We start from the raw sequence: 19,053 nt of genomic DNA, 5'->3' as shown, positions 1-19,053 counted from the left end.
CCACGGCCCGGGTCAGCACGTCGTAGAGCTGCCACGCCTCGCGTGAACTGAGCAGGGAGATGAAGTGCTCCCGGGCCGCCGGCCGGTACCGCACCCACGCCGATTCCGCGTCGCCGGCCGGGGGCCGCTTGCCGGGGACGACGGGCCCGCCGACGAGGAACTCCGCCAGGTCGGACTCCGTGGCACGGGGTACGAGCTCCTCCGCGATCAGCCGCAGCAGCGGAATACCGAACTCCGGAAAGGGCGAGCACAGCACGGCCAGCCGCGCCGCCGCGGCCGAGGCCCGGTTGTGGAAGGCCTTCGCCAGCGCGTCCCCGTCCTCCCGCACACCGTCCGCCTCGGCGGGCGCCTCCCACCGCTCCACGGCCCGTCCGCCGGACGCGGGCACCAGCAGCGCGTCGCACCCGACCGGACTGCACCGCATCAGTGTGTGTGCCCAGCGCGCGAGCGGCTGCGCCGACAGGGTGACGGTCGGTACCGGCAGTCCCCCCGCCCGGGGCGGAGCCCGGAAGCGCAGCCCGCCGTTCGGGGCTCCCGGTACCCCCGGAGACGTGACCCGGACCGCGGAGAGGTCCACGCCCACGTGCCGCCAGATGCGCGTGGGAAGCGGGTTGACGAGGGTGGTCACGCTCCTGCGCCCCCACTGGTGCAGCCGCTCCCAGAGGTGCCCGCTCCGCCACGCGCGGGCCGTGCAGTCCGAGAAGACGAGGACGAGCCCGCGCGGCCCGGGCCGCGCCGGACCGGAGAGCTGGGCACCGTGCGCGGGACGTGCGACGTGGTGACGCAGCGCGGGAGCGGGCAGGTCGGCGTCGAACGTGAGCATCCGGATCGTACGAAAGGCGTTGAGGGAGGCCAGCAGGCGGCCCAGCTCGTCGGCCGTCTCCTGCCAGACGGACATGGAGGTACTGCGGTCCACGGCCAGCGTCAGATCGAACCAGCGCTCCGGCGCGGGCGAGAACACGGGCGAGAGCTCGCCGGTACGGCCGTACTCCGCCACGGTGGAGTCGACGTCCAGGTGGCGGAGGCGGCCGTGCGGCCACCTCCGCCTGAACGGACGAAGCGCGCGCGACAGGTCACGTTCCCTCAGGAGCCGCTGGTGGCCGGGGACCGCGACGGGCCGTTCGGGGACCCCCTCGTCCTCGGCGTCGGGCGTCTCGTCGCTCGCGTCGGGTTCCGCCGGTGCGGGCGCGAGCGCGGCGGGGCCCGTGTCGGCGCCGGGTGCCTTCCACGGGGGTGCGAGCGCGCCGGGGAAGCTCCGAGCTGCTTCGGGGGCCGCCGCGGGCGGGGGCGAGCCGAGCCCGGCGAGCCACAGGAGTTCCGCGAGCCCCAGCGCGTCCCGCCCGGGATCCGCGCGCAGCACCGCCCGGACGACGCTCGCCAGCGCGTCGCCCGGCGCTCCCGCGGACCCGGGATCAGGCACGTGAGAGGTCCTTCATCAGCAGCCGTTTCACACGCTCCCGTTCGGCGGCATCGGTCACCGCGGTGCCGTTGAGGAGATGGATGGTGCTCAGCAACTGGTCGACCGCGACCGTCTCGCCCGCCGCCACGCGCTCGACGAACTCCCGGACGAGATCCGCCTCGGGGCTCTGCTCACGGACCTCCAGGCCCAGATGCCGGCGCACCACGGCCTGCATCAGCGACACCGTGGGAACAGGCATGGTGTAGCGGACGCAGCGGCGCAGGAAGGCCGGCGACAGCTCCTGGTCACCGTTGCTCGTCATGACGATGAACGGGAACTCCGTGCAGCGGACCCGGCCGTTCTCGATGCCGTGCACGACCTCCGGTTCCCAGGTGCGCACCTCGGCCGCCCTCCGATTCTCGCGCAGCAGTTCGACGACGGTGTACTCGCCGCGTTCCAGCACGTCGAGGAGGTCACCGGGAAGGTCGAGATCGGCCTTGTCGATCTCGTCGATGAGCAGGGCGCGAGGCCTGCGGGTGGGCAGCAGGGCCGTACCCAGCGGGCCCAGCTGCAGGAAGGCGGCGATGTCGTCCGGCGAGCCAGGGGCGTCGTGACGGTCCTGCGCGAGCCGGTGGGCGTGGATCCGGCCCAGGGCGTCGTAGCGGTAGAGCGCGTCGGCCAGGGTGCTGCGGGAGGTGATCTGCCAGCGCAGCACCGCCCCGAGGCCCAGTTCGAGGGCCACCTGCTCGATCACCGTCGACTTGCCGGAGCCCGGCGGGCCGGTGATGAGCAGCGGACGCCGCAGGCACAGCGCGGCGTTGACGGCGTCGGTCAGTCCTTCGGGAGGCTGGAAGACATCCCCGGACGGCCGGTGCGGGAACGTCCGCCAGGGCGGCGCGGGAGGCAGCCAGGTGTGCGGACGGGGTTCCCCGGTACCGGTGTAGAACGTGTTCCAGGTCATGTCTCCTCCTTGCCGGGACAGGTTTCCGCCGGCGGCACCCGCTGGGAGATGCTCTGGCAGAACGCCAGCCACTCCCCGCTGTCCCACACGGCCCGCAGGTCGGCGACCGGCTCCCCGTCGTCGCCGAGCCAGCGCCGCCGGTAGGCGTGGGTCAGGCCCATGGGCATGGTCGGCCAGTACTGGTCGAGACAGTCCCGCCCGGCGGCATGGTGACTGTCGCGCCGAGGCCAGAAGAACACCGGCGTGTAGGACAGCAGCGTCTCCATCAGCGCCTCGTCGCCTGCCGGGTGGTACAGCAGCCCGATGCCCCTGGCGTACCGGCCCTTGCGCAGTTCGCCGCGCAGCAGTTCGGGGTCGCGTACGGTGTGCCGGTCGAGCCAGTCCACGGGTACGCCGGTGGTGCAGCCCAGCATGCGTTCCCAGCGGTCCTTCACCACGTTGTGCAGCCGTCGCAGCGGGCGGGTGGGAGCGAGCCGCCCGCTCCAGTGGAGGACCACGGCGAACTGGTGGCCCAGCCACACGCCCAGGCCGGTCTCCTCGGGATGCCAGTCCAGCAGTCTGGCGGCGGGCAGCGCGACGTCGATCCGGTGCAGCCGCAAGCCCCGTTCCCGGGCCTCCTCCTCCGCCCAGAGCACCGCCTCGTCCAGCACCTCCTCCACCCGCGCCTGGTCGGCATCGGGTGTCCCGTACTGTTCGTGGCCGACCACGGCACCGTCCTGGAGCAGCCACGCGTCCACCGAGTCGGGCCAGTCCCCGGTCAGCGACGCGTGCAGGCTGACCACCAGGCTGAGCAGCCGGTCGTCGCGCAGCTCACGCGCGAAGTCGAGCGCGTCGTTGAGCGCGACGGAGGCGTCGACGGACCGGGCCCAGCGTTTGACGACGGGATCGGCGGGGTCCTGCCCGGCCTCCGTGCCCAGCAGGACCACGAACCGGGTGAGCCGGCGCAGACAGTCCGGATCGGTGACCGGGAACTCGTGGACGAAATGGTCGACGGCCTCCGCGAGGGTGGGCCGGGGCACTGCCGTCGGACGCTGCGCCTCGGCCGTGAGCACGGCACCGAGCGCCCGCCGCAGATGTGCGGTGGTGACCTCGCCGCCGAGCCAGTCGGACAGCAGGGCCATGGTGCGGAAGGCGATGACGACACCTTTCACGGCACGCACGGCCCGTTGGGTCATGGGGTCGGCGGGCCGGGCGGTCAGGATGCCGAGCAGGTCCGTGGCGTCGTCGACCGAGGCGGGCAGCCGGCCGTGGGCGATCGGCGGCTCCAGGGCGGCGAGGGCGGCGGCGAGCTCCTCCCGCGCACGCGGCCCGAGGGCGCCGGAACGCGGCGTGGAGTGCTCGGGATGCCGGGTGTTGGGCACGAGCCACAACGGCTCCCGCGCGAACGGGTGACCGTCCCAGTCCTGGAACCCGACGTTCTGGCCGAGCACCCGGCTGCGCAGCGCGCGGGCGGCCGTACCGATGTCGATGAAGCGGCCGCCCTCGGCATCGCCCCGCTGGAGGAGATCGGCGAGCTCCCGGGAGAGTCTGAGATCGATGGCCGGCTGGGCGGCCCCGCAGGAGGTCAGCACCGCCAGCCGCGCGCTGCCGCCCCGCACTCCGGCCGCCAGCTCCCGGGAATCGGGCATCGCACCGCCGGCGTGGCAGGTGTCCACGACGCAGACGACCCCGTGCACGCCGTCCCGGTCGGCCGCGTCCCGCAGCAGCGGGCCCACCTCGACGGCGTGGTCGCGCTCCTCGGGCCGGGAGTCGCCGGCCATGTAGTAGAGCGAACTCGTGGTCCCCGGGACGAAGCCGTGTCCGAGCAGGGCCAGTACGAGGACGGCTCCGCGCTCGCCCGCGAAGCGGTACGCGGCGCGCACGTCCCCCACGACGCTTTCGGCCGTCAGGCCCTCCCCCAGCAGCAGGGAACGGCCGTCGGGCAGGCCCGGAACACAGCCTCCGAGGCTCGGCTCGGACAGTACGCCGTGCAGCAGCGTGGCCGATTCCGTCAGCCGGTCGAGGTATCCCATGGCGGCGCACTGGGCCCCGATCACCAGCAGGTGGCGCGGTGGGGGCAGCGAGGCCGGGGTCATCGCTCTTCTGCGGTGGCCGCGGCGGCGCGCAGCGCCTCGGCGACCGGGCCGGCCACGGCGGCCTGCTCCAGGTACAGCCTGGCCGGGTGGACCCAGAAGCCCACGGAGTCGACCCTCCTGCTGACCGGCAGCACCCGCGCGCTGTTGGGGCCGAAATCCTCCTCCAGCCGGGGGCGTACGGCGACCGGGTCGTCGTGGTCGAAGAAGTTCAGCCACGCGTCCACCCCTTCGGGAGTGCGCTGCGGCCGGGGCACCAGCCTCGGCCACACGACCGTCCGCATGCCGAGCGGCGAGCCCAGTGTCACCAGGAGCCGGATCCGCGGGGCGTGTTCGTGCAGGGTCTCCCAGGAGACGACACTGCCCAGGGAGTGGGCGACCAGGACCGTGGCGGAGGAACCCAGCTCCCGCGCCACCCGGTTCCGGATGCGGGCGTCGAGGGTGGTCCCCGACTCGTCGGCCTCACAGCGGGCTACGTAACGGGCCACTTGACCCAGGTCGCGCACCATGAGTTTCGGGGCGGTCCACTGCCCCAGGCCACGGAACATCCGCAGGGACAGCACGGTGGTGGCCGCGTTCAGGGCACGGCGCGCCCCGGCCATCGTGCCCTGTTCCTGTGCCTGCGGGGCGGTCTGCAGGCGCGCGTGGGAGAGGACCCGGGTCACCTGCGCGTCGTGCTCGGAACCAGACGTGTCCGGGAGCGACCCGGCGAGGCCGGCGAGAACCTCGTCGAGCAGTTCGAGGAGCAGCCGCGCGGAGTCCTCGTCCTCGACTCCGACCGCGGAGCCCTGGGCCTGCGCGGGCCGGAAGAGATCGGCGTAGTGGACGAAGCGGCAGTCGACGTCGCCGTTCGACAGACCGTCGGCCACCGCGGAATGACCCGCGGCGCGCATTCCCGCCGCCAGCGCGCCAGTCCAGGCGGCCAGTTCCGCCGCGGCGTCCCGTGGACCGCCGATCCCGTGCACGAACACCAGCCGAGGTCTCATCGCACCCCCGTCGCCCCCGTGTCGCACCCACAACCGTGCGACTGCTCCTGATCGGATCGCCGACAGAAGCGTAGAGGCGGAGAGGTGCCGGGGCTGCCCGTTCAGCGCTTTCGACGGGGGCATGCCGTGCGCTCGGGGCGGCGGGCCGGTCGGTGACCCGACCAGGGGGCCGGGCGTGGGTGGCTGTGTCGCAGACTTGCCACAAAGACTTCCACCGGATGGTGATGTCCGGGGCCCTCGCTCATAAGGTGAACGCAAAGCGCACAGATCGCCGGATGTCGGGGTGCCGAGCCCACGACACGGCAGAGGAGGGGACCCGCGTGAGCGTCAACTTGTCCAAGGGGCAGGCCGTCAGTCTCCAGAAGTCCGGCGGTGGCACGCTGACCGCGGTCCGGATGGGCCTGGGATGGAAGGCGGCCCAGCGCCGCGGCCTCTTCGGAAGCCGCACCCGCGAGGTCGACCTGGATGCCTCGGCCGTCCTCTTCACCGGCAAGGAAGTGGTGGACGTCGTCTGGTTCCGCCATCTCGTGAGCGTCGACGAGTCCGTCCGTCACACCGGCGACAATCTGGTCGGCGGCGCCGGCCGGGGTGGTGACGACGAGTCGATCATGGTCGACCTCCAGCGCGTCCCGGCGCACATCGACCAGATCGTGTTCACGGTGAACTCCTTCAGCGGACAGACGTTCGCCGAGGTGGAGAACGCGTTCTGCCGGCTGGTCGACGTGAGCACCAGCCAGGAACTGGCCCGCTACACCCTCACCGGTGGCGGCTCGGCCACGGCTCAGATCATGGCGAAGGTGACCCGGCAGGGCGACGGCTGGAGCATGCAGGCCATCGGCGAACCCGGTCACGGCCGGACGATCCAGGATCTGGCCCCGGCGATCGTGCCCCATCTGTAGGCGGACGGTGTCCGGGTCCCGGTGGGCGGACGGTGTCCCGGATCCGTGGGCGGCCGAGCCGGGATCTGAGACGGGTCGCGGTCGAGTCAAGCACAGGTAAAAGCCTCTGAGCAGGTAATTTGGACTATCCTTTACTTTCCTCTTTACCTTTTCTTGGTGATCGGGTACTGTTTTCCGTGCGGAGGGGAGTACTCCCTGAATGCGGCGCACCCGTCAGTACGGATCGAAGCGGATCCCGGGACGCCGGCCCGTCCCGGGTGGAAGAGACCTCCGGCAGCGACAACGCTGAAGTGTTGGCCGTTTCGACATGCCGGAGGTGCTGTGGACGTCTCCCTGACCCTGTGGGTCCTCACCATCGTGGGCCTCGCCGCCCTGATCACCATCGACTTCTTCATCGGGCGCAAGCCGCACGACGTCTCGGTCAAGGAAGCGGGCATCTGGACCGTCGTCTGGATCGCCCTGGCCGGTCTCTTCGGCCTCGGCCTGCTCCTGTTCGGCGGCGGCCAGCCGGCCGGGGAGTTCTTCGCGGGCTTCATCACCGAGAAGTCGCTGAGCGTCGACAACCTCTTCGTCTTCGTCCTGATCATGGCGAAGTTCTCGGTGCCCTCGCAGTACCAGCAGCGCGTCCTGCTCGTCGGCGTCCTCATAGCCCTGGTCCTGCGGGCCGCCTTCATCGCCGCGGGAGCCGCGATCATCGCCGGCTTCTCCTGGGTGTTCTTCCTCTTCGGGGCCTTCCTGATCTGGACGGCCTGGAAGCTGATCAAGGAGGCGCGAGCGGAGGAGCACGACGAGGAGTACGAGGAGAACAAGCTGCTGAAGGCCGTCGAGCACAGGTTCGGCGTCGCCGACCGGTACCACGGCACCAAGCTGTGGATCCGGCAGAACGGCAAGCGGGTCATGACCCCGATGCTGGTCGTGATGCTCGCCATCGGCACCACCGACGTGCTCTTCGCGCTGGACTCCATCCCCGCGATCTTCGGCCTGACCCAGGACCCGTACATCGTCTTCACCGCCAACGCCTTCGCCCTCATGGGCCTGCGGCAGCTGTACTTCCTCATCGGCGGCCTGCTGAAGAAGCTGGTCCACCTGTCGTACGGCCTGTCGGTCATCCTCGGCTTCATCGGCGTCAAGCTGCTGCTGCACGCGCTGCACGAGTCCGGTGTCCACGTCCCCGAGATCAGCACCCCGGTCTCCCTCGGCGTGATCTGCGCCGTCCTGGTCGTCACCACCGTCACCAGCCTCGTGGCGTCCAGGAAGCAGGCGGCCGCCGAGGCGGGGCACACGGGCCGCGAGGGCGCCTCGAAGAACAGCGTCGACGTCTGAGCGGTCCCCGGAAGAGCGACCGGGATCTCCCGGAGGCACGCCCGGGAGATCCCGGAAGGGCGGAATGCGAAGCCCGCACGCGTCTGCCACGATCGCCCCATGATCACTCGGCTCGGGTCGCTCGCCGCGCACTGGACGTTCTCGGTGCCGGTGCTGGCGATCGTCCTGCTGATCTTCACGTGGGGACGTGAGCAGCCCGGGGCGGTCGTCGGGCTGATGGGCCTGGTGCTCGCGGGGGCCGTCCTGGCGGCGGTGCACCACGCCGAGGTGGTCGCCCACCGCGTCGGTGAGCCCTTCGGCTCCCTGGTACTGGCCATCGCGGTCACGGTCATCGAGGTGGCCCTGATCGTGACCCTGATGGCCGACGGGGGCGACAAGACTTCCACCCTGGCCCGCGACACCGTCTTCGCCGCCGTGATGATCACCTGCAACGGTGTCGTCGGGCTCTGTCTGCTCGTCGCCTCCCTGCGCCACGGCACCGCGGTGTTCAACCCCGAGGGCACCGGTGCCGCCCTGGCGACGGTGGCGACCCTGGCCACGCTCAGCCTGGTGCTGCCGACGTTCACCACCAGCAAGCCCGGCCCGGAGTTCTCCACCGTGCAGCTGACGTTCGCGGCGCTGTCCTCACTGGTCCTGTACGGCCTGTTCGTGGCCACGCAGACCGTGCGGCACCGCGACTACTTCCTGCCGATCACCCGGCAGGGAGAGGTGATCACCGCGGACGGCCATGCCGCGGCCCCCTCCGCGCGCGCGGCGTGGACCAGCCTCGGCCTGCTCGGTCTCGCGCTGGTCGGCGTGGTCGGCCTGGCCAAGGGCGTGTCACCCACCATCGAGTCCGGCGTGCAGGCGGCCGGCCTGCACCAAGCGGTCGTCGGTGTGATCATCGCCCTGCTCGTGCTGCTGCCGGAGACGATCGCCGCCCTGCGCTCCGCCCGCCGCGACCGCGTGCAGACCAGCCTCAACCTCGCGCTCGGCTCCGCGATGGCCAGCATCGGCCTGACCATCCCCGCCGTCGCCCTCGCCTCCGTCTGGCTGTCCGGACCGCTCGTCCTCGGCCTCGGCGCGACCGACATGCTGCTGCTCGCACTGACCGTGGTCGTCAGCTCCCTGACGGTGGTGCCGGGCCGGGCCACGCCCCTTCAGGGCGGTGTCCACCTGGTGCTGTTCGCCGCCTATCTGGAACTGGCGGTCAACCCGTAGCCGCTCGGCCCCCTCCGGAGCGGCCCGCCTCGACCACGCGCTCAGGCCGTGGCCCGTTCAGCCCGTGGCCCGCTCAGCCCGTGGCCGGCTCCACCGCCGGGGGCACGGGAACCGGCCGCGTCTCCGGGAGCAGCGCGAAGCAGCCCAGACTCAGCAGGGCCATCCCTGTCAGATACACGCCCACGCCCCACGGAACGCGCCCGCCGTGCTCGGCGAGCGCCGTGGCCACGATCGGGGTCAGAGCGCCACCGAACACCCCGCCGAGGTTGTAGCCCACGGCGGCCCCCGTACAGCGCACCCGGGCCTCGTACAGCTCCGGCAGATACGCGGCGATCACCGCGAACATCGTGACGAAGGCGATCAGCGCGCCCAGGATGCCGACGAACATCAGCAGGGGCTCGCCGGTCGCCAGCAGCGCGACCATCGGCAGCATCCACAGCGCGCACGCCGCGCATCCGGTCATGCACATGGGGCGTCGCCCGTACCGGTCCCCGAGCAGCGCCATGAGGGGGGTGAGCGCTCCGTGCACCACCACGGCGGCCATGACGCAGACCAGCATGACGGTACGGCTGACCCCGAGCCGCTCCGTCGCGTACGCCAGGGACCAGGTCGTCACCGCGTAGAACACCGCGTACCCGGCGGCCAGCGCTCCGGCCGTCAGCAGCACCAGCCGCCCGTGGTGCCGTACGACCTCCACGAGCGGCACGCGCGCGTGGTCGTCGATCTCCAGGAAGCGGGGACTCTCGGTGAGCGAGGAGCGCAGCCACAGCCCGGCCAGCGCCAGCGCCCCGGCGGCCCAGAACGGCACCCGCCAGCCCCACTGCGCGAACTGCGCGTCGGACAGCGAGGCCGACAGGGCGAGCATGATCCCGTTGGCGAGCAGAAAGCCCAGCGCGGGTCCCACCTGCGGGAAGCACGACCACAGGCCACGCCGCTCCGCCGGTGCGTGCTCGGCGGTCAGCAGCACGGCGCCGCCCCACTCCCCGCCGAGCCCCAGTCCCTGCAGGAACCGCAGGACCAGCAGCAGCACGGGGGCGGCGATGCCGAGTGTGCCGTAGGACGGCACGCACCCCACCGCGACCGTGGACGCGCCGGTCAGCAGCAGCGAGAGGACCAGCACCGGGCGCCGGCCGCGCCGGTCGCCGAGATGACCGAACAGCGCCGAGCCCAGTGGCCGGGCCACGAACCCCACCCCGAACGTCCCGAACGCCGCCAGCGTCCCCGCCATCGGCGAGAACGTCGGGAAGAACAGCGGCCCCAGGACGAGAGCAGCCGCGGTGCCGTAGACGAAGAAGTCGTAGAACTCGATCGCGGTCCCGGCGAGCGAGGCGCCCGCCAGCCTGGCCATGGAAGGTGCCCTTACGGTGCGTACACGGTGCATGTCGCGTCAACTACCCACAGTGACCGGCAGTTACGGGGGCGCGCGGAGGTGATCACGGCGGGCGCGGCGCACACCAGGGTGGTCGGCGCACGCGGCCGGACACGCGCCGCACGCACCGTGATAGACCGGGTCCGAGCAGCGGTCGCAGACGCACCGCACCGAACGGACCGGAGGAACCGTGCCCCGCACCCTGGCCAGCGCCCCGATCATGATCCTCAACGGGCCCAACCTGAACCTCCTGGGCCAGCGCCAGCCCGAGATCTACGGCAGGGACACGCTCGCCGACGTGGAGGCGCTGTGTGCCGAGGCGGCGGCCGTGTACGGCGGCACGGTGGACTTCCGGCAGTCCAACCACGAGGGCGAGCTGGTGGACTGGATCCACGAGGCGCGCCTCGGCCACTGCGGGATCGTCATCAACCCCGGCGCCTACTCCCACACCTCGATCGCGATCCTGGACGCGCTCAACACCTGCGACGGCATGCCCGTGCTGGAGGTCCACATCTCCAACATCCACCAGCGCGAGTCGTTCCGGCACCACTCGTACGTCTCCCTGCGCGCCGACGGCGTGATCGCGGGCTGCGGGGTGCAGGGGTACGTGTTCGGCGTCGAGCGGGTCGCCACGCTGCTGGGCGCGGCGCGGGCGGAGGCGTAGCGCCCGGCGCGCGCACCGACCGCGCCCACCGACCGGGCTCACCAACCGCGCGCGTGCCACTCCGGCAGATGCGGTCGCTCCGCGCCCAGCGTGGTGTCGTTGCCGTGTCCCGGGTAGACCCAGGTCTCGTCCGGCAGCACGTCGAAGATCTTCGTCTCGACGTCGCGGATCAGCTCGGCGAACGCCTCGGGGTCCTTGTGCGTGTTGCCGACACCGCCCGGGAAGAGGCAGTCGCCGGTGAAGACGTGCGGATGGCCGTGGGGGTCGTCGTAGACCAGGGCGATGGAGCCGGGGGTGTGCCCGACGAGATGGCGCGCGGTGAGTTCCACCCGCCCCACCCTGATGACGTCGCCGTCGTCCACCGGGACGTCCGTGTGCACCGGGATGCCGGAGACGTCCTCGCGGCCGGCGTAGGTACGGGCGCCCGTGGCCGCGACGACGTCGGCGAGCGCCTGCCAGTGGTCACCGTGCTGATGCGTCGTGACGACGGCCGCGATGCCGTCGTCGCCGATCGTGCCGAGGAGCGCGTGCGCGTCGTTGGCCGCGTCGATCAGGAGCTGCTCGTCGGTGGCCCGGCAGCGCAGCAGATAGGCGTTGTTGTCCATCGGGCCGACCGCGACCTTCGTGATCATCAGGTCTTTCAGCTCGTGCACGTCGGCCGGTCCGCCGACCTTGACCTCTCCGCTGTACGTCATGGTGATCAGCCTATAGCGGGGGAGCGCCCGGCGGACCGCCGTCGCGCTACAGCGGGGGAAGCGTCGGCAGGGTGCCGCCCTTCACCGTCAGCGCGGAGCCGTCGCGGCGTCCGGAGAGCCAGCCGAGCAGCTCGGCGGCCGGACCCTCGACCACGACCGGGCCGCCGGTGGCGCCGCCGCCGGTGGTCCAGATCTTCCCCTCGTCGGTGGCCAGGCCCGTCGAGGGCACGTCCTCGTGGCCGCCGAAGCGTTCCGCCAGGAAGTCGATCTCGCGCTCGACGAACTCCGCGGGAAGGTCCTCCAGCTCGTAGCCGGTCCCGAGGTCCACGTGGTGCAGCTCGACCTCGGCCCACCGCCGGAACGGCACCCGGGCCGCGGAGTCGGTGACGCCGTTGCGCAGCTCCACCGTGCGCGTCCAGTCCGCCGGCTCGGCCCCCGTCGCCCGGAACCGTGCCGCGCTCTCGCGCACGTCGGCGATCTGGGCGTCCAGGGCGCGCGGGGCGTCCCGCTCGATGTCGGAGTCACGCGCCTCGGCGCTCGGGTACATGGGACGGCCCTGGAGGACGTTCACGAGCGCGTCGGCGTTGCGGGCGACGTGAGCCAGAACATGTCCCCGTGTCCAGCCGGGAAGCCGTGACGGCTCGGCGGCCGCCGCGTTGTCCAGTCCGGCGGCAGCGGTGAGGAGCCGTTCCGTCGCGTCGCGTACACATGCCAGGTCATGAGCGTGATCAATCATGGGGCCGACCCTAGACCTGGCCACACCTTCGGGTGAAGGTGATGAACCACCCCCGCAAATCGAAAGCACGTGCTATATCGTCGGCGGTGACGTCGGGCATGCTGGAAGGCCGGGGATTGTTATGCAACCGGGAATCCGACCGGCGTTGTCAGTGGCTCCCCCTAGTCTCGAAGAAGCACGGGGGTTCCGGCCCCTGGCACTTCTCTGAAGAAAGGTGCGGACCGGCGTGGCCGACCGTCTCATCGTCCGTGGCGCGCGCGAGCACAACCTGAAGAACGTCTCGCTCGACCTGCCTCGTGACTCGCTCATCGTCTTCACGGGCCTGTCCGGGTCGGGCAAGTCCTCCCTGGCCTTCGACACGATCTTCGCGGAGGGCCAGCGCCGCTACGTGGAGTCGCTCTCCTCGTACGCCCGGCAGTTCCTCGGTCAGATGGACAAGCCGGACGTCGACTTCATCGAGGGCCTCTCGCCGGCGGTCTCCATCGACCAGAAGTCGACCTCCCGCAACCCGCGCTCGACGGTCGGCACCATCACCGAGGTCTACGACTACCTGCGCCTGCTCTTCGCGCGCATCGGCAAGCCGCACTGCCCGCAGTGCGGCCGGCCCATCGCGCGCCAGTCGCCGCAGGCCATCGTCGACAAGGTCCTGGAGCTGCCGGAGGGGAGCCGCTTCCAGGTGCTGTCGCCGCTGGTGCGTGAGCGCAAGGGCGAGTTCGTCGACCTCCTCTCCGACCTCCAGACCAAGGGCTACTCCCGCGCGCGCGTGGACGGGCAGATCATCCAGCTGTCCGAACCGCCGACGCTGAAGAAGCAGGAGAAGCACACCATCGAGGTGGTCGTCGACCGCCTCACGGTCAAGGACTCCGCCAAGCGCCGCCTCACCGACTCCGTGGAGACGGCCCTCGGCCTGTCCGGCGGCATGGTCGTGCTCGACTTCGTGGACCTTCCCGAGGACGACCCCGAGCGCGAGCGCATGTTCTCGGAGCACCTGTACTGCACGTACGACGACCTGTCCTTCGAGGAGCTGGAGCCGCGCTCCTTCTCCTTCAACTCGCCCTTCGGCGCCTGCCCCGAGTGCACCGGCATCGGCACGCGCATGGAGGTCGACCCGGAGCTGATCGTCCCGGACGAGGAGAAGTCCCTCGACGAGGGCGCCATCCACCCCTGGTCGCACGGGCACACCAAGGACTACTTCTCCCGCCTGATCGGCGCCCTCGCCGACGCCCTCGGCTTCCGTACCGACATCCCCTTCGCGGGTCTGCCGCAGCGGGCCAAGAAGGCCCTCCTCCATGGCCACAAGACCCAGATCGAGGTCCGCTACCGCAACAGGTACGGCCGCGAGCGCGTGTACACCACGGCCTTCGAGGGCGCGGTGCCCTTCGTCAAGCGCCGGCACAGCGAGTCCGAGAGTGACGCCAGCCGCGAGCGCTTCGAGGGCTACATGCGCGAGGTGCCCTGCCCCACCTGTGAGGGCACGCGTCTGAAGCCGATCGTCCTCGCCGTCACGATCATGGGGAAGTCGATCGCCGAGATCGCCGCGATGTCGATCAGCGACTGCGCGGAGTTCCTGGGCGAGCTGAAGCTGAACGCCCGCGACAAGAAGATCGCCGAGCGGGTGCTGAAGGAGGTCAACGAGCGGCTGCGGTTCCTGGTCGACGTCGGCCTGGACTACCTCTCCCTCAACCGCGCGGCGGGCACCCTCTCCGGCGGCGAGGCCCAGCGCATCCGCCTGGCCACCCAGATCGGCTCCGGTCTCGTCGGCGTGCTGTACGTCCTGGACGAGCCGTCCATCGGTCTGCACCAGCGCGACAATCACCGGCTGATCGAGACCCTGGTCCGGCTCCGCGACATGGGCAACACGCTCATCGTCGTCGAGCACGACGAGGACACCATCAAGGTCGCCGACTGGATCGTGGACATCGGCCCCGGCGCCGGCGAGCACGGCGGCAAGGTCGTGCACAGCGGCCACCTGAAGGAGCTGCTCGCCAACGCCGAGTCGCAGACCGGCCAGTACCTCTCCGGCCGCAAGTCGATCCCGCTCCCGGACGTACGGCGCCCCCGCGACCCGTCCCGGCAGCTGACCGTGCACGGCGCCCGCGAGAACAACCTCCAGGACATCGACGTGTCCTTCCCGCTGGGCCTGTTCACCGCCGTCACGGGCGTCTCCGGATCCGGTAAGTCGACGCTGGTCAACGACATCCTCTACACGCACCTGGCCCGCGAGCTGAACGGTGCGCGCAACGTCCCCGGCCGGCACACGCGCGTGGACGGCGACGATCTCGTCGACAAGGTCGTGCACGTCGACCAGTCGCCCATCGGCCGCACCCCGCGGTCCAACCCGGCGACCTACACCGGCGTCTTCGACCACGTCCGCAAGCTGTTCGCCGAGACCACCGAGGCGAAGGTCCGCGGCTACCTGCCGGGACGCTTCTCCTTCAACGTCAAGGGCGGCCGCTGCGAGAACTGCGCGGGCGACGGCACCATCAAGATCGAGATGAACTTCCTCCCGGACGTCTACGTCCCGTGCGAGGTCTGCCACGGCGCCCGGTACAACCGGGAGACCCTGGAGGTCCACTACAAGGGCAAGTCCATCGCCGAGGTGCTGAACATGCCGATCGAGGAGGCGACCGACTTCTTCGAGGCAGTCCCGGCCATCTCCCGGCACCTGCGGACCCTGAAGGACGTCGGCCTCGGCTACGTCCGGCTCGGCCAGTCCGCGACCACGCTGTCCGGCGGTGAGGCGCAGCGCGTCAAGCTCGCCAGCGAGCTGCAGAAGCGCTCCACCGGCCGCACCGTCTACGTGCTCGACGAGCCGACCACGGGTCTGCACTTCGAGGACATCAGCAAGCTGCTGAAGGTGCTCTCCGGCCTGGTCGACAAGGGCAACACGGTCATCGTCATCGAGCACAACCTCGACGTGATCAAGACCGCCGACTGGCTCGTCGACATGGGACCCGAGGGCGGCGCCGGCGGCGGTCTCGTGGTCGCCGAGGGTACGCCCGAGGAGGTCGCGGGCGTACCGGCCAGCCACACCGGCAAGTTCCTGCGCGAGGTCCTCGGCGCCGACCGTGTCAGTGACGCGGTGCCGGTGAAGGCCGAGCGCGGCACGGCCGCCCGGAAGACGGCCGCGGCCAGGCCGGCCGCGAAGAAGGCGGCGAAGAAGACGGTGACGGCCAAGGTCAACAGCACGGCGACCAAGAAGGCCGCCGCGGTCACGAAGAAGGCTGCCGCGTCCACCAAGAAGGCGGCCCCCGGGAAGAAGACGACGCGGGCCCCCAAGGCCTGAGGCGGCGATCCGGACCTCGGTCTGACATAGCATCACAAATGCGGCGCCCCACGGGAACTTCCCGTGGGGCGCCGCTCGTTCTCTCATCAGCCACCCCGGTTCCGCGGCCTCGGCCCCGGCCCCGGACCCAGACCCAGACCCAGACCCGCGGAGCGTCCGGTGGCGGCGCACCGTCCCTCGTCATCCGTCACCGGGATCCGCCCACCCGGACGGCGTTCGGCGGCGCCGCGTACCCACCCCGGGCAGGTCCCCGCCGGGGCTCACAGATCGGTCAGTGCGCCCAACTCGCCCAGCTCGGCCGCGAAAGGAGGTTCCGCACCCGCTCGGGAGCAGGTGATCGCCGCCGCGCGCGCGGCGAACCGCAGCAGTCTTCGCCAGCCGTCGGCGCCCAGGCCGGCGAGGGTGTCCGGGGTCAGCGCGTTCTGTGCGGACAGGCCGTGCAGCAGAGCCGCGTTGACGGTGTCGCCGGCGCCGATGGTGTCCACGACGTCGACCTTCTCGCCCGCTACGGAATGCTCCGAGCCGTCCCGGGTGAAGACGGTGAGACCGTCCCCGCCCCGCGTGAGCACCACGGCCGGCGGCCCCGCGGCCAGCCATTCCCGCGGAGTGCCGCCCAGCCACTCGGCGTCCTCCGCGGACAGCTTCAGCAGGGTCACCGAGGGCAGCCAGCTCCTGAAACGCGCCCGGTAGGCGTCCGCGTCCGGGATCAGTCCCGCCCGGATGTTGGGGTCGAGCGCGGTGAACAGGCCCTGGCCGGCCGCGGCCCGCATCAGCTCCTCGTAGGCGCTCGCCCCCGGCTCCAGGACGAGCGAGCAGGTGCCGAAGGACACCGCGCGCGTGCCGGCGGGCAGGGCCGCCGGGGCGGTGAAGAGGCGGTCGGCCGTGCCGTCGACGTAGAAGGAGTAGGCGGCCGAGCCGGCGGCGTCGAGGGTGGCGACCGCGAGCGTGGTCGGCTCCGGGCCGCGCTGCACGCCGGACACGTCCACTCCCGCCCGGCGCAGCCCGTCCAGCAGTGCCTCGCCGAACGCGTCGTACGACGTACGGGAGCGGAAGGCGGTGGGGGAGCCGAGGCGGCCGAGGGCGACGGCGGTGTTGTACGGGCCGCCGCCGAGTGCCGGCTTCAGGTCCGCCAGAGCGCCCGGGCCCTGCGGTACGAGGTCGATCAGTGCCTCACCGGCGACGACGATCACGAGGCGGTTCCCTTCTCGGGCGGCGCGGACGGTGGGGTGCTTCCCCTGCCGCCGGCGGGCGGGGTGACATCGGCTCCGGCCGGTTCCTCCGGGCAGCCGAGGGTGCGGCGGTGGCCGAGGGTGCGGGGCGGCCGCACTGTCCTGGGCGGCCGGTCCGTCGTCGTCGGCATCGTTTTCCCCTCCCTGGGCTGCTGATCCGGGCGGTGCCGCTTGCCGTCGGACGCTCAGGCGTCCGGACCGGCCGGGCGGCTCCTCCGGGCGGGAAGGTATCCCATCCGAAGTCCGCGCGTAAACGCTTGCGCAAGCGTTTACGCGGCTGTCCCTCCTCCGAGCCGCCCCTGATCCGCCCCCGCGCCACCCTCTGGTCCGCGCACCGCCCCCGACCCCGGGCCGGCCGTTCTGCCCGGGTATCGTCGGCCTGCACGCCCTCTGACCAGTGGAGACACAGATGCCCGCCCGACCGTCCGCGAGCCGCCGTACCGTCCTTCGAGGGGCCGCCGTGGTCCCGGCCGCCGGGCTGGGCCTCGCGGCCTGCTCGGCGCCCGGGAACGGTTCCTCCGCCGCGGCGACCCCCACCGCGCCCGTCGATCTCGGTGCCGAGAGCGAGGTCGCGAAGGGCGGCGCCAAGCTCTACCGGGACCACAACGTGGTGGTCAGCAGGGACGGGAACGGGGCCCTCAAGGCGTACAGCACCATCTGCACGCACGCGGGGTGTGCCATCAACAAGCTCCAGGGGACGACCCTGATCTGCCCCTGTCACGGCAGCGAGTTCGACGCCGTGACCGGCAAGGTGGTCCAGGCGCCGGCCACCGAGCCGTTGACCGAGCTGCCGGTGAAGGCGTCCAAGGGCAGGATCGTCGCCGGTCCGGACGCCTGACCGCCCCCGCGTTCGGCGCCGACGCCGAACGCCTAAGCCGACGCCGACGCGAGGCGATGTGCTCGGGCGATGCGCTCGCGGCTCATCCCCGAGGTGGGGCGCGACTCCTCCCCGAGGCGCCCTCAGGCGCTCATTCCCACTCCCAGGCGATGCCGAGCAGGCCCGGTCTGGTCCGGGGCTCGACCACGTGCACACTGTGGTGCGCCCGGCTGACGGGCAGCTCCTGCCGGCCGCCGCGCGGCGCCGCGGGCACCGGCTGGGTGAAGCGGTGGGAGCGCACCGGCAGCGCGGCCGGGTCGAAGCGCACCTGAAGGGCGTACTGGCCGCCGGGTGCGCCGAAGCGGTGGACGTACTCGCGCGAGATCCCGGCGGTGCCGTCGGCGATGCCGTACCGGAACAGGAAGGTGTCGCCGGAGCGCAGCCGGGTGCCGAAGAGGAGCTCGGCGACCAGTACCCCCGTGTCCTGGTCCAGGCGGACGCGTCCGGTACGGCAGTTCTCCAGCGCCTGGACGGTCATGTCGCGCGGTCTGCAGCCGGGGTCGCCGTGGTGGACGGCGACGAAGCGGTCCACGCCGTCGCGGTGGGCCTGGACGATGTGCTGGGACTCCCGGCCCACCAGCTCGCGGCGGGCGCCGATGCGGACGCGTTCGTGATGGCCCAGGGAGTGCAGTCCGCCGTCCAGGGACCAGCCCAGCTCGGCCCGGAGCCGGTCCAGGGCGCCGGAGGCCTCGATCAGCGAGCGGTAGGAGCGGGGCGCGTGGCGCCCGGCGGAGGCGTGCCCGTCGGACTCGGCGAGCAGCCGGATCAGGGACTCCTCCGGCAGCCGCAGGATCTCCTCCAGGGCCCGTACGGCGCGCAGGGACTCGGGCCGCTGCGGGCGGCGGGCCCCCTGCTGCCAGTAACTCAGGCTGGTCACGCCGACCTTCACCCCGTAGCGCGACAGGTGGTGCTGCACGCGCTGGAGCGGCAGTCCGCGGGCGGTGATCGCGGCGCGCAGCGCCACGTGGAAGGGGCCGCCCCGCAGGACGTCCTCCAGTTCCGTGAGGACGACGTCCGTGTGCTCTGTGGCATGCCGCATGCACAGGAGCCTTTCTGTGAGGTGTCACAACGGCTGGTCAGACCGTTGGCGCGGGGATCCCGGGGCCCTGCCCCGCGGGGTGCCGTGCGCGCATGCGTACGGGCGCGCGGGCAGGCGCACGCCGGTGTGCGGGGCCCCGAGTTCCCCCGCATTGAAGCGTGTTGACCAGACCCCGACAACACCCTGGACATGGGCTCCGGCTCACACCGGCCGAGCCGTGCTCCCGCCGCCCGGCCGGTGCCCGCGGGCCCTGAACCATCCGGGTGCCGGCGTCGTCCGGCGTTGTCCACAGGCCCGACGCGGTGTCGGTGCTCGCCA

15 protein-coding genes and 1 pseudogene are annotated in these 19,053 nt (G+C 71.8%); 6 read left to right on the top strand and 10 right to left on the bottom strand.

All coding sequences use genetic code 11. The annotated features are described in order from the left end of the window. Window positions 1-10: 10 nt before the first annotated feature. From OIB37_RS09735 to OIB37_RS09720, 4 genes and pseudogenes are all read right to left on the bottom strand, one after another. Window positions 11-1,360, bottom strand: a pseudogene (locus tag OIB37_RS09735) (SAV_2336 N-terminal domain-related protein); the annotation flags it as partial. A 52-nt stretch (window positions 1,361-1,412) separates the two neighbouring features. Then, window positions 1,413-2,360 carry an AAA family ATPase gene (locus tag OIB37_RS09730; protein ID WP_330457143.1) on the bottom strand — a complete coding sequence of 316 codons (948 nt, stop codon included), beginning with the start codon at window positions 2,358-2,360 and terminating at the stop codon, window positions 1,413-1,415. Next, window positions 2,357-4,435 carry a hypothetical protein gene (locus OIB37_RS09725; RefSeq protein WP_330457142.1) on the bottom strand — a complete coding sequence of 693 codons (2,079 nt, stop codon included), beginning with the start codon at window positions 4,433-4,435 and terminating at the stop codon, window positions 2,357-2,359. Before OIB37_RS09725 ends, OIB37_RS09730 begins: the two co-directional genes overlap by 4 nt. Continuing rightward, entirely contained in the window at window positions 4,432-5,418 is a 987-nt protein-coding gene (locus OIB37_RS09720; RefSeq protein WP_330457141.1) for a hypothetical protein, read from the bottom strand. Before OIB37_RS09720 ends, OIB37_RS09725 begins: the two co-directional genes overlap by 4 nt. A gap of 320 nt (window positions 5,419-5,738) precedes the next feature. On the opposite strand from OIB37_RS09720, the gene OIB37_RS09715 reads away from it, so the two are divergent. The 3 genes from OIB37_RS09715 (at window position 5,739) to OIB37_RS09705 (ending at window position 8,840) form a co-directional block, all read left to right on the top strand. Beyond that, complete coding sequence (locus OIB37_RS09715; RefSeq protein WP_330457140.1) at window positions 5,739-6,317, top strand: TerD family protein; 579 nt, start codon at window positions 5,739-5,741, stop codon at window positions 6,315-6,317. Window positions 6,318-6,638: 321 nt separating this feature from the next. Next, window positions 6,639-7,640: a TerC/Alx family metal homeostasis membrane protein gene (locus OIB37_RS09710; RefSeq protein ID WP_330457139.1), complete on the top strand. Its 1,002-nt coding sequence runs from the start codon at window positions 6,639-6,641 to the stop codon at window positions 7,638-7,640. A gap of 99 nt (window positions 7,641-7,739) precedes the next feature. Beyond that, window positions 7,740-8,840 (top strand): calcium:proton antiporter, encoded by a 1,101-nt coding sequence (locus tag OIB37_RS09705; RefSeq protein ID WP_330457138.1) that lies wholly within the window; start codon window positions 7,740-7,742, stop codon window positions 8,838-8,840. A gap of 73 nt (window positions 8,841-8,913) precedes the next feature. On the opposite strand, the gene OIB37_RS09700 is transcribed toward OIB37_RS09705, so the two are convergent. Continuing rightward, the gene (locus OIB37_RS09700; protein WP_330457137.1) at window positions 8,914-10,188 is read right to left on the bottom strand and encodes an MFS transporter; all 1,275 of its coding nucleotides are present in this window, start codon (window positions 10,186-10,188) and stop codon (window positions 8,914-8,916) included. A 211-nt stretch (window positions 10,189-10,399) separates the two neighbouring features. On the opposite strand from OIB37_RS09700, the gene aroQ reads away from it, so the two are divergent. Further along, window positions 10,400-10,873 (top strand): type II 3-dehydroquinate dehydratase, encoded by a 474-nt coding sequence (gene aroQ / locus OIB37_RS09695; protein ID WP_330457136.1) that lies wholly within the window; start codon window positions 10,400-10,402, stop codon window positions 10,871-10,873. Between the two features lie 38 nt (window positions 10,874-10,911). Here the strand turns inward: aroQ and OIB37_RS09690 are convergent, their stop codons facing one another. Both OIB37_RS09690 and OIB37_RS09685 read right to left on the bottom strand, forming a co-directional pair. Next, entirely contained in the window at window positions 10,912-11,568 is a 657-nt protein-coding gene (locus tag OIB37_RS09690) for an MBL fold metallo-hydrolase (RefSeq protein ID WP_330457135.1), read from the bottom strand. A gap of 46 nt (window positions 11,569-11,614) precedes the next feature. Beyond that, on the bottom strand, window positions 11,615-12,304 hold the full coding sequence (locus tag OIB37_RS09685) for a maleylpyruvate isomerase family mycothiol-dependent enzyme (protein ID WP_330457134.1): 690 nt from the start codon (window positions 12,302-12,304) through the stop codon (window positions 11,615-11,617). A gap of 226 nt (window positions 12,305-12,530) precedes the next feature. Here OIB37_RS09685 and uvrA point away from each other — a divergent pair, with 226 nt between their 5' ends. Then, window positions 12,531-15,590, top strand: a complete 3,060-nt coding sequence (uvrA, locus tag OIB37_RS09680; protein WP_330457133.1) for an excinuclease ABC subunit UvrA — start codon at window positions 12,531-12,533, stop codon at window positions 15,588-15,590. 260 nt (window positions 15,591-15,850) lie between these two features. Here the strand turns inward: uvrA and OIB37_RS09675 are convergent, their stop codons facing one another. Together OIB37_RS09675 and OIB37_RS09670 are read right to left on the bottom strand one after the other, a co-directional pair. Then, a complete protein-coding gene (locus OIB37_RS09675; protein ID WP_330457132.1) occupies window positions 15,851-16,780 on the bottom strand; it encodes a carbohydrate kinase family protein in 930 nt (309 codons plus the stop codon). Continuing rightward, window positions 16,777-16,950: a hypothetical protein gene (locus tag OIB37_RS09670; RefSeq protein ID WP_330457131.1), complete on the bottom strand. Its 174-nt coding sequence runs from the start codon at window positions 16,948-16,950 to the stop codon at window positions 16,777-16,779. The genes OIB37_RS09675 and OIB37_RS09670 overlap by 4 nt, the downstream gene beginning before the upstream one ends. A 278-nt stretch (window positions 16,951-17,228) precedes the next feature. Between OIB37_RS09670 and OIB37_RS09665 the strand changes: the two genes are divergently transcribed. Continuing rightward, window positions 17,229-17,657, top strand: a complete 429-nt coding sequence (locus OIB37_RS09665) for a Rieske (2Fe-2S) protein (RefSeq protein ID WP_330457130.1) — start codon at window positions 17,229-17,231, stop codon at window positions 17,655-17,657. Between the two features lie 130 nt (window positions 17,658-17,787). Here OIB37_RS09665 and OIB37_RS09660 read toward each other — a convergent pair whose 3' ends face one another. Further along, window positions 17,788-18,735: a hypothetical protein gene (locus OIB37_RS09660; RefSeq protein WP_330457129.1), complete on the bottom strand. Its 948-nt coding sequence runs from the start codon at window positions 18,733-18,735 to the stop codon at window positions 17,788-17,790. Between the last annotated feature and the right edge of the window lie 318 nt (window positions 18,736-19,053).

Origin of the sequence: Streptomyces sp. NBC_00820 (genome assembly GCF_036347055.1) — a bacterium.
Classification (GTDB): Bacteria; Actinomycetota; Actinomycetes; order Streptomycetales; family Streptomycetaceae; genus Streptomyces.
The sequence above is the reverse complement of the archived record's forward strand: the minus strand, read 5'-3'. Positions and strand labels throughout refer to the sequence as shown.